Source organism: Stutzerimonas urumqiensis, from assembly GCF_003640395.1.
Classification (GTDB): domain Bacteria; phylum Pseudomonadota; class Gammaproteobacteria; order Pseudomonadales; family Pseudomonadaceae; genus Stutzerimonas; species Stutzerimonas urumqiensis.
Window position 1 is genome coordinate 393,148 of record NZ_RBZQ01000004.1, and the last position, 15,585, is coordinate 408,732.

The 15,585-nt window shown below is 65.9% G+C and carries 15 protein-coding genes; 4 read left to right on the forward strand and 11 right to left on the reverse strand.

Annotation, left to right across the window (positions count from 1 at the left end; all coding sequences use genetic code 11):
* Nucleotides 1-47: 47 nt before the first annotated feature.
* From fliJ to D7325_RS10275, 7 genes are all read right to left on the reverse strand, one after another.
* Nucleotides 48-500: a flagellar export protein FliJ gene (gene fliJ, locus D7325_RS10245; protein ID WP_120995459.1), complete on the reverse strand. Its 453-nt coding sequence runs from the start codon at nt 498-500 to the stop codon at nt 48-50.
* Nucleotides 501-521: 21 nt separating this feature from the next.
* Complete coding sequence (fliI, locus tag D7325_RS10250) at nt 522-1,880, reverse strand: flagellar protein export ATPase FliI (RefSeq protein ID WP_120995460.1); 1,359 nt, start codon at nt 1,878-1,880, stop codon at nt 522-524.
* Nucleotides 1,870-2,649 (reverse strand): flagellar assembly protein FliH, encoded by a 780-nt coding sequence (gene fliH / locus D7325_RS10255; protein WP_120995461.1) that lies wholly within the window; start codon nt 2,647-2,649, stop codon nt 1,870-1,872. Before fliH ends, fliI begins: the two co-directional genes overlap by 11 nt.
* 10 nt (nt 2,650-2,659) lie before the next feature.
* Complete coding sequence (fliG, locus tag D7325_RS10260; RefSeq protein WP_120995462.1) at nt 2,660-3,676, reverse strand: flagellar motor switch protein FliG; 1,017 nt, start codon at nt 3,674-3,676, stop codon at nt 2,660-2,662.
* A complete protein-coding gene (fliF, locus tag D7325_RS10265) occupies nt 3,669-5,459 on the reverse strand; it encodes a flagellar basal-body MS-ring/collar protein FliF (protein WP_120995463.1) in 1,791 nt (596 codons plus the stop codon). The genes fliG and fliF overlap by 8 nt, the downstream gene beginning before the upstream one ends.
* Nucleotides 5,460-5,473: 14 nt before the next feature.
* Entirely contained in the window at nt 5,474-5,803 is a 330-nt protein-coding gene (gene fliE / locus D7325_RS10270) for a flagellar hook-basal body complex protein FliE (RefSeq protein WP_120995464.1), read from the reverse strand.
* Nucleotides 5,804-5,901: 98 nt separating this feature from the next.
* Nucleotides 5,902-6,534, reverse strand: coding sequence for a hypothetical protein (locus D7325_RS10275; RefSeq protein ID WP_120995465.1), 633 nt, complete (start codon nt 6,532-6,534; stop codon nt 5,902-5,904).
* A gap of 144 nt (nt 6,535-6,678) precedes the next feature.
* Between D7325_RS10275 and D7325_RS10280 the strand changes: the two genes are divergently transcribed.
* Nucleotides 6,679-7,854, forward strand: a complete 1,176-nt coding sequence (locus tag D7325_RS10280; RefSeq protein ID WP_245962059.1) for a benzoate/H(+) symporter BenE family transporter — start codon at nt 6,679-6,681, stop codon at nt 7,852-7,854.
* Nucleotide 7,855: 1 nt separating this feature from the next.
* Here D7325_RS10280 and D7325_RS10285 read toward each other — a convergent pair whose 3' ends face one another.
* Nucleotides 7,856-8,617, reverse strand: a complete 762-nt coding sequence (locus D7325_RS10285; RefSeq protein WP_120995467.1) for an SDR family oxidoreductase — start codon at nt 8,615-8,617, stop codon at nt 7,856-7,858.
* Between the two features lie 219 nt (nt 8,618-8,836).
* Here D7325_RS10285 and D7325_RS10290 point away from each other — a divergent pair, with 219 nt between their 5' ends.
* A complete protein-coding gene (locus tag D7325_RS10290) occupies nt 8,837-9,841 on the forward strand; it encodes an NADP-dependent oxidoreductase (protein WP_120995468.1) in 1,005 nt (334 codons plus the stop codon).
* A 5-nt stretch (nt 9,842-9,846) separates the two neighbouring features.
* Here the strand turns inward: D7325_RS10290 and pyrF are convergent, their stop codons facing one another.
* Entirely contained in the window at nt 9,847-10,545 is a 699-nt protein-coding gene (pyrF, locus tag D7325_RS10295; protein ID WP_120995469.1) for an orotidine-5'-phosphate decarboxylase, read from the reverse strand.
* 116 nt (nt 10,546-10,661) lie between these two features.
* Here pyrF and D7325_RS10300 point away from each other — a divergent pair, with 116 nt between their 5' ends.
* Together D7325_RS10300 and D7325_RS10305 are read left to right on the forward strand one after the other, a co-directional pair.
* The gene (locus D7325_RS10300; protein WP_120995470.1) at nt 10,662-10,823 is read left to right on the forward strand and encodes a DUF2897 family protein; all 162 of its coding nucleotides are present in this window, start codon (nt 10,662-10,664) and stop codon (nt 10,821-10,823) included.
* An 88-nt stretch (nt 10,824-10,911) separates the two neighbouring features.
* Complete coding sequence (locus D7325_RS10305) at nt 10,912-13,482, forward strand: bifunctional diguanylate cyclase/phosphodiesterase (RefSeq protein WP_245962060.1); 2,571 nt, start codon at nt 10,912-10,914, stop codon at nt 13,480-13,482.
* A 7-nt stretch (nt 13,483-13,489) separates the two neighbouring features.
* Here the strand turns inward: D7325_RS10305 and D7325_RS10310 are convergent, their stop codons facing one another.
* Nucleotides 13,490-14,023: a hypothetical protein gene (locus D7325_RS10310; protein WP_162988032.1), complete on the reverse strand. Its 534-nt coding sequence runs from the start codon at nt 14,021-14,023 to the stop codon at nt 13,490-13,492.
* 34 nt (nt 14,024-14,057) lie between these two features.
* Entirely contained in the window at nt 14,058-15,497 is a 1,440-nt protein-coding gene (locus D7325_RS10315; RefSeq protein WP_120995473.1) for an aminotransferase-like domain-containing protein, read from the reverse strand.
* Nucleotides 15,498-15,585: the final 88 nt, after the last annotated feature.

Below are 15,585 nucleotides of genomic sequence, written 5' to 3' on the forward strand. Positions count from 1 at the left end.
GGATGCGGGATGTCAGACATTTAGCAGCCGAACCGCCTCGCGGCAACTCAATCGTTGCGCGGGCGGCCGGCCAGTCGCTGGGAAAACTCGTCGAGCAGGCGCTGCTCGCGCTTGTCGGCGGCGACTCGCGCCTCCTGCAGGTAGCGCTCGACCAGCTTGCGCAGTCCTTCCAGCCGCGCGTGGCGCTGCTGCCATTGCTGGCGCAGCTTGGCGAGGTTGTTCTCGTACCAGGCGACGCTACGTCGCTGCTGGCCGATCGCCGATTCGAGCTGGGTAAGGAAGCGCTGGTAATTCATCAGCCAGTCGCCCGAAACGCCCCGACTGCCCTGCGACATCCACTGTTGCTGATAGTCGCCGAGATACTGCTCGAGCTCGGTGAGCTTCGTCTGCGCCTGGGCAAGCTGGGTCTGGCCCTGGCCGAAGGCCTTGGCCGCCTCGCGTTCTTCCCGTTCGGCCATGTCGATCACCGGCGCCAGGCGCGCCGCGCGGCTGGTGCTCATTCACGCCTCGCCGGGACCGGATCAGCCATTGGCCTTGGCCCCGAACACCGAGGCCAGGTGCGCAGCGCTGCGGTCCAGCCCTTCGCTTTCGTCCAGGCCCTGGCGCAGGTAGCGGACCATGTCGGCTTGCCGGGCGATCGCAAGGTCCGTCTCCGGGTCGCCACCGGGCACATAGGCGCCCACGCTGATGAGGTCGCGGCTCTGCTGGTAGCGCGACCAAAGCTGCTTGAAGCGCTGCGAGCCGCGCAGGTGCTCGGGGCTGACCACGGCCGGCATGACGCGGCTGATGGAGGCTTCGATGTCGATCGCCGGGTAGTGCCCTTCTTCGGCGAGCCGGCGCGAGAGCACGATATGGCCATCGAGCACGCCACGCGCCGCATCGGCGATCGGGTCCTGCTGGTCATCGCCCTCGGACAGCACGGTGTAGAAGGCGGTGATCGAGCCACCGCCCTTCTCCGCATTGCCGGCACGCTCGACCAGGCTCGGCAACTTGGCGAACACCGACGGCGGATAGCCCTTGGTCGCCGGCGGCTCGCCGATGGCCAGCGCAATCTCCCGCTGCGCCTGGGCATAGCGGGTCAGCGAATCCATCAGCAGCAAGACGTTCTTGCCCTTGTCGCGGAAGTACTCGGCGATGCGCGTGCAGTACTGGGCGGCGCGCAGGCGCATCAAGGGCGCATCGTCCGCCGGCGAGGCGACCACGACCGAACGCTTGATGCTCTCTTCGCCGAGGATGTGCTCGATGAATTCCTTCACTTCGCGACCGCGCTCGCCGATCAGGCCGACCACGATGATGTCGGCCTCGGTGAAGCGGGTCATCATGCCCAGCAGCACCGACTTGCCGACGCCGGTGCCGGCGAACAGGCCCAGGCGCTGGCCACGGCCGACCGTCAGCAGCCCGTTGATGCAACGGATGCCGACATCCAGCGGCTCGCTGATCGGGTGGCGCTTGAGCGGGTTGATCACCGGGCCGTCCATCGGCACCCAGTCCTCGGCCTTCATCCCGCCCTTGCCGTCGAGCGCGCGACCGGCGCCATCGAGGACGCGGCCGAGCATCGAGGTGCCCATCGGTAGCCGGCCGGTGTCGGGCAGCGGCACCACCCGGGCGCCGGGCGCGATGCCGGCCAGGCTGCCGACCGGCATCAGGTAGAGCTTGCCGCTGGCGAACCCCATCACCTCTGCCTCGACCTGCGTCGGGTGGTAGCTGTCGTCGTTGATGACCAGGCATCGGCTGCCGATCGCAGCGCGCAGCCCCTCGGCTTCGAGCGTCAGGCCAACCATGCGCAGCAGCCGACCTTCGAGAATCGGCTGGGCCGGCAGCTTGACGGCGTCCAGGTAGGTGTCGAAGCGCCGCATGAAGCTGGTTCGTTCAAGTCGCATCGCGGTGCTCCACGTCGCCCGACAGATCGAGCGAGACATCGGCGGGCGGCGGGTTGGTGGCGTTCTCCCGCTGCTGCTCGAACACTTGTTTGATCGCCTGCGTCAGGCGCGTCTCGACGCTGGCATCGATGCGGCTGTGCTCGGTTTCGATCCGGCAGCCGCCAGGCAGCAGGCTGTCGTCCTCGAGGATTTTCCAGCGCTCTTCATGGCGCTCGCGCAACGCCTTCACGACCTCGAAATCCTGGGGGTTGATGAAGATGCGGATGTTCTCCGCCCCCATCGGCAGCAACTTGAGGGCCTCGCGCAGGACGTGACGAATCTGGCTGGAGTCGATGATCAGGTCACGCTGGATGACCTCTCGTGCCAGATGGCTGACCAGCGTGACCATCGCATGCTCGAGGTTGCGGTCCTGGTCGGCGATCGGTTCGAGCAGTTGCGTCATCAATTGCTCGAGCGATGCAAGACGCGGCGCCAGGGCCGTCTCCGCCTCTTGGCGCGCCTTGAGCTGGCCGGCATGGAAGCCGTCCTTTTCGCCAGTGGCGAAGCCTTCGTTGTAGGCCTCCTGGCGGATGGCCTCCAGCTCGTCGAGCGTCAGCGGTTTGACGTGCTCGACCGGCACATCCTCGATATGCGAGGGCTCGGGCTCCGGCTCGGGCGCTTCCAGCACCTGCGGCTCGGGCAGGTCGGGGTCGAAGCTCGGCAACGCCCAGCGGTCGAAGGCCCCGAGGTCCTTCGCGCGGATCAGCTCGCTGGGGTTGTCTTTGGCCATCGACCGTTCCTCAGATCATTTCTTCGCCGCCCTTGCCACCGAGCACGATTTCCCCGGCTTCGGCCATGCGACGGGCGATGGTGAGAATTTCCTTCTGTGCGTTCTCGACGTCGCTGACGCGCACCGGCCCCTTGGCCTCAAGGTCGTCACGCAGCAGTTCGGCCGCACGCTTGGACATGTTCTTGAACACCTTGTCCTTGATGCCGTCGTCGGCCCCTTTGAGCGCCAGTACCAGCACCTCGGACGATACCTCGCGCATCAAGGCCTGGATGCCGCGGTCGTCGACGTCGGCCAGGTTGTCGAAGACGAACATCAGGTCCTCGATCTGGCTGGACAGGTCGGCATCGACATCGCGGATCGCGTCCATGAGCTGGCCTTCGACCGAGCTGTCGAGGTAGTTCATGATGTCGGCGGCGCGCTTGACGCCGCCGAGCGCGGCGCGCGTGGTGTTGGCGCTGCCGGAGAACTGCTTCTCCAGGATCAGGTTCAGCTCCTTCAGGGCGGCCGGTTGCACGGTGTTGAGCGAGGAGACCCGCAGCACGATGTCCAGCCGGACCTTGTGATCGAAGTGCGACAGCACTTCGCCGGCCTGGTCCGGATCGAGGTAGGCGACGACGATCGCCTGGATCTGCGGGTGCTCGTAGCGGATGACGTCCGCGACCGCGCGCGGTTCCATCCACTTGAGGCTGTCCAGGCCGCTGGTGCTGCCGCCCAGCAGGATGCGATCGATCAGGCCGCCGGCCTTTTCCTCGCCCAGCGCGGCGGTGAGCATCTTGCGGATGTAGCCGTCGGCGCCAACGCCCAGGCTGGTCTGGTCGCCGACGATCTCGACGAACTCGCCCATCACCTGCTCGATCTGCGCACGCTGCACGTTGCGCATCTGGGCCATCGCGGTGCCGACCTTCTGCACTTCTTTCGGCCCCATGTGGCGCAGCACCTGGGCGGCGTCGGTTTCGCCGAGCGACAGCAGGAGGATCGCGGCCTTGTCGACCTTGGACAGTTTGACGGGAACTCGATTGTCACTCATCGGCGTTGATCCACTCTTTCACGACCTGGGCGACACGGCCCGGGTCTTCGGCCACCAGACTCTTGATCGCGTTGAGTTGGGCATCATACCCCTCGGTCGGGCTGGGCAGCAGGATGCTCTGCGGCCCGCTGAGGCTTACCCGATCACTGGCAAGCTCACCGTCGATACCTCCCATTTCGCCGAGATCGACATCGGCGTTGCGGTCGCCTGCGACCAGTTCCTTGCCTTTCGGATTGGTCAGGTTGTTCAGCACCGGACGCAGCACGCCGAACACCAGCACCAGGATGAACAGCACCCCCAGCACCTGCTTGACCACATCCCAGAACCAGGGTTGCGAGTAGAACGGCACCTCGAAGTCGACTTCGGCGGTATCCGGGGCGAACGGCGTGTTGATGACGCTCACGCTGTCGCCGCGCGAAGCGTCATAACCCACCGAGTCCTGAACGAGGCGCGTGAAGCGCGCCAGATCCTCGGCGCTCCAGGGTTCGCGCGTCACTTGGCCTTCGGCATTCACCACCACCTTGTCATCGATCACCACGGCGACCGACAGACGCTCGAGGCGACCGAGTTGCTGCTTGGTGTAGCTGATGGAACGGTCCAGCTCGTAGTTGCGGGTCGCCTGCTCGCGCTTGTCCGCCGGGTACGGCGCCAGCATCGGCTGGCCGGTCGCCGGATCGATCACCTGCTGGCCGTTGGCATCCAGCAGCGGCTGACCGGGCGCCACCGCGCCAGCGGCGGCCGCCTGACCGCCGGCCTGCTCGGGCGCGGCGGCCGGTCCGGGGGGCTGGTTGCTCAGCGCACCCGGAACGCCCTGCGGCGGCAGGCTGCTCTGACGCTGTTCGGAAACGCTCTGCTCGCTGCGCAGGGCCGGCTGGTCCGGGTTGAAGGTTTCGGAGGTCGACTCGACCGAGCTGAAATCGACGTCGGCAGACACTTCGGCCTTGTAGCGGCCCATGCCGAGGACCGGTTGCAGGATGTTATGGACGCGCTGGGTGTACAGGCCTTCCATCCGACGGGTGTAGTCGAACTGCTTGCCGGCCATGCTCAGTTCCGTCATGCCCTGCTGATCGGACAACAGGTTGCCCTTCTGGTCGACGACGGTGATCTGCGACTTGCTCAGCTCCGGCACGCTGGTGGCGACCAGGTTGATGATCGCCATCACCTGGCTGGGCTCCAGCGTGCGGCCCGGGTACAGCTCGACCAGGACGGACGCGCTTGGCTTGCGCTCGTCACGCACGAAGACCGAGCTTTTCGGGATGGCCAGGTGCACGCGGGCACTCTTGACGTTGTTGACGCTGGAGACGGTACGAGCCAGCTCGCCTTCCAGGCCGCGACGGTATCTTGTCGCTTCCATGAACTGGCTGGTGCCCAGGCCCTGCTCCTTGTCGAGGATTTCGAAACCGATGTTGCTGTCGGTCGGCGCAATGCCGGCACCGGCGAGCTTCAGGCGCGCGCGGGCCAGGTCCTCGGCCTTGACCAGCAAGGCACCGGAGGTCGGCTCGACGGTATAGGCGATGTCTGCCGCGGCGAGGGTTTCCATCACCTGGTTGGCGTCCATCCCGGCGAGGCTGCCGAGCAGCGGGCGGTAGTCCGGCTGCTGCGACCAGAGCACGACGGCGAAACCGATGGCCACGCTCGCGGCCAGGCCGACCAACAGGCCGATCTGGCGCAGCATGGACATGTCGGAGAGGTTTTCCAGGAATGCGAGGCCGAACAGCGGCTTCTTCGGCGCATCGGCTTCAAGGGTGGTCACTGGAACGTTGCTGGAGACGGCTTCAGCCATGATTCAACTTACCCTCAAACCGGCATTTGCATGATGTCTTGGTACGCCTGGACCAGCTTGTTGCGAACCTGGGTCAGCGCCTGGAAGGACACACTGGCTTTTTGCGATGCGATCATCACGTCGGTCAGGTCGACGCCGCCCTGCCCCATTTCGAAGGCGGTGGCGAGCTGGCTCGACGCCTGCTGGGTCTCGGAGACCTTGTTCACCGCCTGGCCGAGCATGTCGGCGAAGCTCGGCGCACCGACCTCCTGGGGCGTTTCCACCGGCTTGGCGCGCGCCATCGCATCCATTTGCATGGAGCGCATTTCCAGCATCAAGCGATTGAATTCGACACCCTGACTCATACCCTTCCTCCGAAACCGCGGGTTTTTGACGCATCACCGTCGGCGAAAGGGTTTTTGCAACAAGGGTGCCAGATTGGCGAAGAGGGCCGGTTAGCGCGTCAGCGACCCCGCGCACGAAGCTCCGAAGCGCCCCGCAGGAGGACCGCGACCAGCGCCAGTTGCGCGCCAAGCAGCGGCAGCGAAGCCAGCGATGCCAAGGCCACGGAGCTTCGCAGCAGTCCGCCCAGCAAGAGCAGCCAACCGAACAGCCGAAGCACGGCATAGACCTTACGGGTACGAACCAATCGCACGCCAAGCCAGGCCAGACCGAGCCCGTGAAGGCTCACCGCCGCCAGATAGGCGAGCACCTGCCAGTCGCCGGGGAGCCCGAGTTGGGGATCCGCCCAGAAGAGCTGCATCACGCCCTCCATGGCGATGACCGACCAGGTCGCCAACCCGAGCTTCGCAACGCCAAAGCGCGCACCGAGGAATGTCTTCAGGCGCAACAACAGGTAGGCACCGAGCAGCGCCGTCAGCGGATTGAGCCAAGCCAGATGCGGCATTAGGGCCTGGTGCCCTTTGAGGCCGATCAGCCATAGCAACATCAAAGGCAGCGATCCGAGCGCAGCCGCCGCCGACAACCCGGCCAGGACCCGCAGTTGCCCGGAACTCCACCCGGCCGGTACGGGCGCCTCTGCCGGTGAAAGCAACGTCGCATCCGGGGGCGAATAAGGATTGTCGGCTGGCTCCATCACCGGCTCCTGGGACTGTATGCGTGCTTGCCTGCGCGACTGTACCGATACAGCGGCCGGTGCGCCTCGTACGCTAACCGACCCTGCGCCGAGGTGTCCGGCTTTTGACGACGCCAGCGACCGCCGTATCCAGGAGCAATGCACATGCCATCCCGACTGCTGACCGACACCTCGGCCTCCTCCGTCGTTGCCGGTTTCGTGGCGATGCTGACCGGCTACACCAGCTCGCTGGTGCTCATGTTCCAGGCCGGCCAGGCTGCGGGACTGACCGACGGGCAGATCTCATCCTGGATCTGGGCGCTGTCGATCGGCATGGCGATCTGCAGCGTCGGTCTTTCGCTGCGCTACCGCACACCCGTTGTGATCGCCTGGTCGACGCCGGGCGCCGCCCTGCTCATCGGCAGCCTGCCGGGCGTTCCCTATTCCGAGGCGATCGGCGCGTTCATGCTCGCGTCGGCGGCCATTCTGCTCTGCGGCCTGACCGGCAGCTTCGATCGGTTGATGCGTCATGTGCCTGGCTCGTTGGCCGCGGCGCTGCTGGCGGGGGTGCTGTTCCAGATTGGCGTGGCGATCTTTCGCGCAGTGGAAGTGCAGCCGGTCCTGGTGCTTGGCATGTTCTTCAGCTACCTGGCGGCCAAGCGCCTGGCGCCGCGCTATGCGGTGCTGACAGCACTGCTGGTCGGCGTGGTGCTGGCGGCGCTGTATGGCCAGCTGGACTTCAGCGGGTTCGGCCTCCGATTCGCGGTGCCGGTATGGACCACGCCATCGCTGTCGTTCGCCTCGGTGATCAGCATCGGCATCCCGCTGTTCGTCATTGCGATGGCATCGCAGAACATGCCGGGCCTCGCGGTGCTGCGCGCGGAAGGTTACGCATTGCCGGCCTCGCCGCTGATCTCGACCACCGGCCTGGCCTCGTTGCTGCTGGCGCCGTTCGGCTCGCATGGCATTCATCTCGCCGCGATCACGATGGCTATCTGCGCCGGCCCCGAAGCGCATCCCGACCCGACCAAGCGCTACACGGCCGCCGTCTGGTGCGGGCTGTTCTACGGCGTGGCGGGGCTTTTCGGCGCGACGCTGGCCGCGCTGTTCGCGGCCTTCCCGTCAGCGCTGGTCATCGCCATCGCCGCCCTGGCCTTGCTGGGTTCGATCGGCAGCGGCCTGACCCAGGCCATGCAGCAGCCGAGCGAGCGCGAGGCCGCCCTGATCACCTTCATGGTCACGGCATCAGGGCTGACGTTGTGGGGCATTGGCTCGGCGCTCTGGGGATTGGTCGCCGGCATCCTCACACTGTGGATACTGCGCGCACGCACGCCAGGTTGAGTCAGATAGCCGTCGCCCCGCCATCGACCGCCAATGCGTGCCCGGTGGTGAAGGCGGCACCGTCGCTGCACAGGTAGAGCACTGCGGCGGCGATTTCCTCGACCTTGCCGATGCGGCCGACCGGGTGCATGGCTGCGGCGAACTCGGCCTTGCGCGGGTCCGCTTCGTAGGCGCGGCGGAACATGTCGGTGTCGATCACCGCGGGGCAGACCGCGTTGACCCGGATGCCCTTCTTTGCATATTCGATCGCCGCCGACTTGGTCAGCCCGATCACGGCATGCTTCGAGGCGGCGTAGATGCTCATCTTCGGCGCCGCACCGAGGCCGGCGACCGAGGCGGTGTTGACGATCGCACCGCCGCCCTGGGCGAGCATCACCGGAAGCTGGTGCTTCATGCACAGCCAGACGCCCTTGACGTTGACACCCATGATGGCGTCGAACTCGGACTCCTCGCCCTCGGCCAGCCGGCCCTTCTCGATTTCGATGCCGGCATTGTTGAAGGCGTAGTCCAGCCGGCCGAAGCGCTGCACCGTCGCCTCGACCATGGCCTGCACCTCGGCGCTGCGGGTCACATCGCAGCGAATGAACTCGGCTTCACCGCCCTGCTCGCGGATCAACGAAACCGTGCGCTCGCCGGCCTGCGCATCGAGGTCAGCCACCATCACTTGCACACCCTCGGCGGCGAACGCCAGTGCCGTGGCCCTGCCGATACCCGCGGCCCCGCCTGTAACCAACGCAACACGCCCTGAAAACGTCATGCCCATTTTTGTTCTACCTTTCTGCCAATCGGTGAAGCGCCACCCGAAGATGTGACCGAAGCGGCGCGGACAGTCACGCTTATACCTCGCAGGGTCGCCCGCGGTAAGTTTTAGGCCGGCCGATCAGCCCGCTGGATGTCTTGCCATTCCAGCCGATCCCGACCCTTGCCCTGCTGGGCACGCGGGGCTAAACCAGAGCCCTTTCCAATCCAGACGAGGTTCACGATGCCAACGATCAATCGCCAATGCCTGCTCGCACAACGGCCGGTCGGCGCGCCGACGCGCGAGACCTTCAATTATGTCGAGACGCCGCTCGGCGAGCCGGGGCCGGGGCAGATCCTGGTGCAGGTGCAATACCTCTCGGTGGACCCGGCCATGCGCGGCTGGATGAACGACGCCAAGTCCTACATTCCGCCGGTCGGCATCGGCGAGGTGATGCGGGCGCTCGGCGTCGGCAAGGTCATCGCCTCGCAGCATCCGGACTATGCGGTCGGCGACCAGGTCAATGGCGCGCTTGGCGTGCAGGACTATTACCTCGGCGAGCCCAAGGGTTTCTACAAGGTCGACGCGGCACAGGCGCCTTTGCCGCTGTACCTGTCCGCGCTCGGGATGACCGGCATGACCGCCTACTTCGCGCTTCTGGCCGTGGGCGAGCCCAAGGCCGGCGAGACGGTGGTCATCTCCGGGGCCGCCGGCGCGGTAGGCAGCGTCGCGGGGCAGATCGCACGCATCAAGGGCTGCCGTGTCGTCGGCATCGCCGGAGGCGCGGACAAGTGCAAGTTCCTGGTCGACGAGCTCGGCTTCGATGCGGCCATCGACTACAAGGGCGAGGATCTGCATGCCGCGCTCAAGCGCGAGTGCCCGAAAGGGGTGGACGTCTACTTCGATAACGTCGGCGGCGACATCCTCGACGCGGTGCTCACGCGCATCGCGGTCAAGGCGCGCGTGGTGATTTGCGGCGCGATCAGCCAGTACAACAACAAGGAAGCGGTCAAAGGGCCTTCCAACTACCTGTCGCTCCTGGTGAACCGGGCGCGCATGGAAGGCATGGTGGTGACCGACTACGTCGCGCGTTACCCAGAGGCGATGCGCGACATGGCCGGCTGGCTGAAGAGCGGAGAGCTCAAGAGCAAGGAGCACATCGTCGAAGGGCTGGAGACATTCCCCGACACGTTGATGAAGCTGTTTACCGGCGGCAACTTCGGCAAGCTCGTGCTGAAAGTAAGCTGACCCGCTCAGCTGGCCAGCGAGGCGACCACATCGGCCAGCGCCCGGGACGGATCCTCCGCCTGGCTGATCGGTCGCCCAATGACGAGATAATCGGAACCGGCCCGCATGGCATCGGCCGGCGTGAGGATGCGGCGCTGGTCATCCTGCGCACTGCCTGCCGGGCGAATGCCGGGCGTTACCAGCGCCAGGCTGGGCTGTTCCCGCTTGAGAACAGCCGACTCCTGGGCGGAGCACACCAGACCATCCAGGCCAGCCTGCGCGGCCAGCGCTGCCAGGCGCAGGACCTGTTCCTGCGGCGCGACATCGACTCCCAGCTGGGCAAGATCGGGCTGTTCCATGCTGGTCAGCACCGTCACGCCGATCAGCAGGGGTTGCTGCCCTGATCGACGTCCCAGCGCCTCGCGGCAGGCCGCCATCATGCGCAGGCCACCCGAGCAATGCACATTGACCATCCACACACCAAGCTCTGCCGCCGCACTGACCGCCATCGCCGCCGTGTTGGGAATGTCGTGGAATTTCAGATCGAGAAACACATCGAAACCTTGCGCCTGCAGGGCTTCGACCACCGTCGGGCCGCAGCGGGTGAACAGTTCCTTACCCACCTTCACGCGGCATTGCTTCGGATCCAGGCGGCTGGCCAGCGCAAGGGCCTCGCCCTGGCTGGGGAAATCGAGCGCTACGATGATGGGGGTCTGGCAGGTCATGATGCGTCCTCGGAAAGCGGGGGCGCATTGTCGCAAAAGCCGGCTGCGGCGCGCTATCGGCTGGGCTGGCCGTCGCGCATGCAGTAAGGTGCGCCAGATTGACAGGAGGATGCAGCATGCCGTGGTACGCCTGGTTGATTCTCGCCCTGGCCCTGGGTTCGATCGTGGGCAGCCTGATGGCCCTGCGCTCGACATCTCGCAAGATTCCGCTCACCGAAGCGCAGAAGCGCCAGATCGCCAAGCGCAACGCCGAAGCCGACGCCAAGGAACGCGATTAGGACCGCCTGGCGCCCGGTCCGCCAGAATGATGGCAATCGGCCGCCAATGCCGCCATCATTCCCATCCCCCGAATGAAGGATGTATGCGTTGCAACACCCCGCCCCTGCCCCGTCCGCACCCCGCCTGGGTTCCACGCTGTCTCGTCGCGTCCTGCCGGGCATCGTGGCACTGCTGCTCGTCATCCTTCTGGCCGCCGTCTTCGCGATCGCCCACCTGGCCGATGAGCTGGACGAGCGCGCGCTGACCCGCGGCCGCTTTCTCTCCGGCAAGGCGCTCGAGGCCCCGCATGACTGGATGGGTCGCTCGATCGCCGACTACGCCTTCTGGGGCGATGCCTACGTCAACCTCAATCGCCAACCCAACATCGACTGGGCCTACGAGCAGCAGAACGCCGGCCCGTCGCTGTACGAAGACTTCTGCTACGAAGGTCTGTTGGTGATCAACCCGGAGGGCGAGACCACCTATGCCGTCGTGCGCGGCGAGCTTGCCGACCTGGACGCCTACCGCTGGATCGGCCCGGGGCTGGACAGCCTGATCGAAGACGCGCGCGAGGCCGCCGAAGACGAAGAAACCGCGACCGGCATGCTGATGGTCGAGGGGCGTCCCGCCATCGTCGCGGCGGCCCCGCTGACCACCGGCGGCGCCGATGTCGAGGAAATGTCGGGGCTGCCATCGGTGATGCTGTTCGTCGATATCCTCACTCCCGAGCGACTGATCGAGTTCGGCAGCGAATATGGCGTATCCCAGCTACGCCTCGCCGATGACACCGACCCGGTGGGCGCCACCTTCGAACTGCAGTTGCAGGATGGCACGCCGGTGACTTTCGCCTTCACACCGGAGCGGCCGGGTCGCCATCTGCTGCTGCTGACCTTGCCGATCCTGGCGCTCGTCGCCTTCGGCCTTGGGCTGCTGGCCTGGTTGCTGCTGCGTCAGGCGCTGCGCACAGCACGCATAATGGATGCGAGCTACGAATACCTGGCGACCAGCCAGCAGGCCCTCGAAGCGAGCGAAGCGCGCTTTCGTGATGTCGCTGAGGCTGCCTCCGATTGGATCTGGGAAACCGACAGCCAACTGCGGCTGACCTACCTGTCGAGCCGCTTCGAACAGATTACCGGGCATCCGCCGAGTGCCTGGCTCGACCGCCCCTTGGCCGATTTGCTGACCAGCGACAACGAGGCGTTGCAGGGATGGCTGAGCGCGCCGGACGACGTTCCGCTGCGTTGCCGCTACCGCGCCGAAGACGGTCGTGAGCGCCATTGCCGCCTGGCGGCCCGCCCCATTCATCGCGACGACACCCTGGTCGGCTATCGCGGTACGGCGACCGACGTGACCGAGGAAACCGAAGCCCAAGCCCGCATCCAGCATCTGTCCCTGCACGACGCGCTGACAGGGCTCGCCAATCGCAACCGCATGCAGGAATACCTGTCAGCGGTGCTCGAACCGCTCGCGCATGCGCCCTCGCCGTTGACCCTGCTGTACATCGACCTCGACCGCTTCAAGCCGGTCAACGATACCCTCGGCCACGCCGCGGGTGACGAGGTGCTGTTGCAGGTGGCCGAGCGATTGCGGATCTGCACCCGCGAGCATGATTTGATCGCACGGGTCGGTGGCGATGAGTTCGTCATGGTGCTGGTCGGCCTGTCGCAGCGCGAGGGCGTCGAGCGCCTGTGCGCGCGCATCGTCGAGGCCCTCGATGACCCCTTCTATTACGACCAGCAGCGCGTGTTCATCGGCGCCAGCATCGGCGTCGCCGTGGCGCCTGCCAACGCGACCAACGCCAACGAGTTGCTGCGCTGCGCCGACATCGCGCTCTACCAGGCCAAGGCCGATGGCCGCGGTACCTGGCGTTTCTATGCCAGCGAGATGGACGAACGGCTTCATGAACGCCGACGGCTGGAAGACGAGCTGCGCACGGCGATTCAGGAAGGGCAGTTCGTCGTGCACTACCAACCGCGCTACCTCAGCTCGGGGCTGGCGTTGCGCGGGGCCGAGGCCTTGCTGCGCTGGCAGCATCCGACGCGGGGCTTGCTGTTGCCCGAAACCTTCATCCCGCTGGCCGAGGAAACCGGCCTGATCGTCCCCCTGGGCCACTGGGTCTTGCGCGAAGCCTGCCGCGAAGCCAGGCATTGGCCGAACCATGCGGTGGTATCGGTCAACCTGTCGCCGATCCAGCTACGTCGCGGCAAGCTGCTCGACGAAGTTCGCGCGACCCTGATCGAGAGCGGCCTGCCGGCCAACCGCCTGGAGCTCGAAGTCACCGAGAGCGCCCTGCTGCACGACGGCCACGCGACACTGGAACTGCTGCGCGATCTGAAATCGCTCGGCCTGCGTGTCGCGATGGACGACTTCGGTACCGGCTACTCGTCGCTCAGTCACCTGCGCAGCTTTCCGTTCGATGTCATCAAGATTGATCGCAGCTTCGTCGCCGGCATTCCACGCTCCGAGGAAGACAATTCCATCGTCCATGCGCTGATCGGCCTGGGCCGGGGCCTGCACATGGAAGTCACCGCCGAAGGAGTCGAAACCGCCGAGCAGCTCGACGTGCTGACCCAGGCCGGTTGCACCGAGGTGCAAGGGTTCCACATGAGCCATCCGTTGGACCCGCAAGCGTTGAACGCCCTTTTCCTCGGTGCGGGCGCGTTCGCCGACGAGCGCTGAGGGGGGCTCAGCGCCGGATTTCGATCCGCAGCTCCGCGCCGTCGACCAGCGAATCGTCGGCCTCGCCGGGAATCAGGCGACCGCTCATGCCGATGCGATCGCCCTCGGCGCCATCGAACAGTTCAGGCAATAAGGCCGGCTCGGCGACAGGCTCGACGGGCTCGAGCTCCTCGGCCCAATCTTTCGGCAGGCTGAGATCGATCTCGGGCGCCTCGACCTCAACGTCATCGACCGGTTTCGACGCAATCTTCTCCGGTGCAGTCTCCGGCGGGCGAACCGCCTGCTCGGCCTCTTTCGGCACCGCAGGTGCGCCGATGGGAGATACACGCTCGGGCACCTCGGCAATCGGCGGGTCGATTGGCTTGACCGGTTCGACCGGCTCGACGGGATCGGCTGCATCCGTAGGCGGAGCCGTAACGACCGGCTCCGGTACGACCGGTTCTTCGGCCGGAGGACGCCGCACCTCGGGCGCTCGCTCGGCCGGCTCGTCACAACCGACCAACGCACACAGCATCAACAGCGTCGCTATCGCCGCCTTCATCATCGAGCCTCCTTCCGCATGGTCGTTCGACCGGTCAGAGGTCCGGTCGTGCGGTCAGACACAGCTCGGTGGCCAGCTCGCCGAGCACACGCAATGCGCGCTCGGCCTCACGCCCCCACGGCAACGCGCAGTTCAGCCGGATGCAGTGGTTGAACTGCTCGGTGTTGCTGAAGATCAGCCCGGGCGCGATGCTCACCCCGCGCTCCAGCGCCTTCGCATGGAGGTCCTTGGTATTGACCCGTGCCGGCAGGCTCACCCAAAGGATGAACCCGCCGTTGGGACGCGTCAGCTGGGTGCCTTCGGGGAAATAGCGCTGTACGGCGAGCTGGGAGGCGGTGAGGTTCTTGCGGTACTCCTGGCGAATCGAGCGCAGGTGCCGGTCGTAGCCACCGTTTTCCAGATACGCGGCAACACCCATCTGCGTCAGGCTGCACGCCGAGTGGGTGCTGAAGGTCTGCAATCGCTGGATGGCTTGCTGGTGGCGACCGGCGATGATCCAGCCGATCCGCACGCCGGGTGACAGGGTTTTCGAGAAACTGGAGCAATAGATCACCTGGCCGGTACGGTCATGCGACTTGAGCGCCTTCACCGCGCCTTGCTCGAACAGCAGCTCACCGTAGATATCGTCCTCGACGATCTGGATATCGAACTGCCCACTCAGCTCGAGCAGTTGCTTCTGCCGCGGTTCGGGAATCGTGCCGCCCAGCGGGTTGCTGAGCCTGGCCGTCAGGACCAGGGCCTTGATCGGCCACTGGCTCGCCGCAAGCTGCAGGGCTTCCAGGCTGATGCCGGTCGTCGGGTCGCTGGGTATCTCGATCACCTTGAGCCCGAGCAGATCGGCCAGTTGCAGCAGGCCGTAGTAGGTCGGCGACTCTGCCGCGATCAGATCGCCTGGCCGCGTCAGCACACGCAACGACATCTGCAAGGCATCGACGCAGCCGTGCGTGATGATGATCTCGGATGGGTCCACCACGACGCCGGCGTCGCGCATGCGGATCGCCACCTGGCGACGGAGCGGCTCGAATCCGGGGCTGAACATGTAGCTGAAGGCACTGGCGCTGTGAAAGCGCGTCACCTTGGCCAACTGCTGGTGCAGCGCACGCACGGGCAGATAGTCGACATGCGGAACCGCCGCACCCAGCGGCAACACGCCCTCTCGACGCGTCTGGTTGAGGATCTGGTCGATGATGCTGCTGCGCGTGACCAGCGTGGGCCGTTCGACCCGGGCGATGTCGGGCGTCGGTGCGGTCAGCGCCGCCGTCTGATGGACGAAGAACCCGGACTGGGGCCGCGCACGGATCAGTCCCTGGTCTTCGAGGTTGGCGTAGGCCTGCAGCACCGTGGCATGACTGACGCTCAGCTGCATGCTCATCTTGCGCACCGACGGCACACGCTCGCCCGGACGATAGACGCCGCGACGAATGTCTTCTGCCAATTGCTGGGCGATACGCTGGTAAAGCAACAGATTGGTCATGACACCGCTCCCTCGGAACTGAACCGGAACAGTAACCGAGGGATTGACACAAAACCAGAACAGTTGGGACGAGAGGTTACAGGACAGT

Bases quoted from the DNA above. Each gene is read 5' to 3' on its own strand.
- D7325_RS10285 (WP_120995467.1), bottom strand. From the start codon at position 8,617: ATGGGCATGACGTTTTCAGGGCGTGTTGCGTTGGTTACAGGCGGGGCC.
- fliJ (WP_120995459.1), bottom strand. From the start codon at position 500: ATGAGCACCAGCCGCGCGGCGCGCCTGGCGCCGGTGATCGACATGGCC.
- D7325_RS10310 (WP_162988032.1), bottom strand. From the start codon at position 14,023: ATGAAGGCGGCGATAGCGACGCTGTTGATGCTGTGTGCGTTGGTCGGT.
- D7325_RS10280 (WP_245962059.1), top strand. From the start codon at position 6,679: ATGCCATCCCGACTGCTGACCGACACCTCGGCCTCCTCCGTCGTTGCC.
- D7325_RS10300 (WP_120995470.1), top strand. From the start codon at position 10,662: ATGCCGTGGTACGCCTGGTTGATTCTCGCCCTGGCCCTGGGTTCGATC.
- fliH (WP_120995461.1), bottom strand. From the start codon at position 2,649: ATGGCCAAAGACAACCCCAGCGAGCTGATCCGCGCGAAGGACCTCGGG.
- pyrF (WP_120995469.1), bottom strand. From the start codon at position 10,545: ATGACCTGCCAGACCCCCATCATCGTAGCGCTCGATTTCCCCAGCCAG.
- D7325_RS10290 (WP_120995468.1), top strand. From the start codon at position 8,837: ATGCCAACGATCAATCGCCAATGCCTGCTCGCACAACGGCCGGTCGGC.
- fliF (WP_120995463.1), bottom strand. From the start codon at position 5,459: ATGGCTGAAGCCGTCTCCAGCAACGTTCCAGTGACCACCCTTGAAGCC.
- fliE (WP_120995464.1), bottom strand. From the start codon at position 5,803: ATGAGTCAGGGTGTCGAATTCAATCGCTTGATGCTGGAAATGCGCTCC.
- D7325_RS10275 (WP_120995465.1), bottom strand. From the start codon at position 6,534: ATGGAGCCAGCCGACAATCCTTATTCGCCCCCGGATGCGACGTTGCTT.
- D7325_RS10315 (WP_120995473.1), bottom strand. From the start codon at position 15,497: ATGACCAATCTGTTGCTTTACCAGCGTATCGCCCAGCAATTGGCAGAA.
- fliG (WP_120995462.1), bottom strand. From the start codon at position 3,676: ATGAGTGACAATCGAGTTCCCGTCAAACTGTCCAAGGTCGACAAGGCC.
- fliI (WP_120995460.1), bottom strand. From the start codon at position 1,880: ATGCGACTTGAACGAACCAGCTTCATGCGGCGCTTCGACACCTACCTG.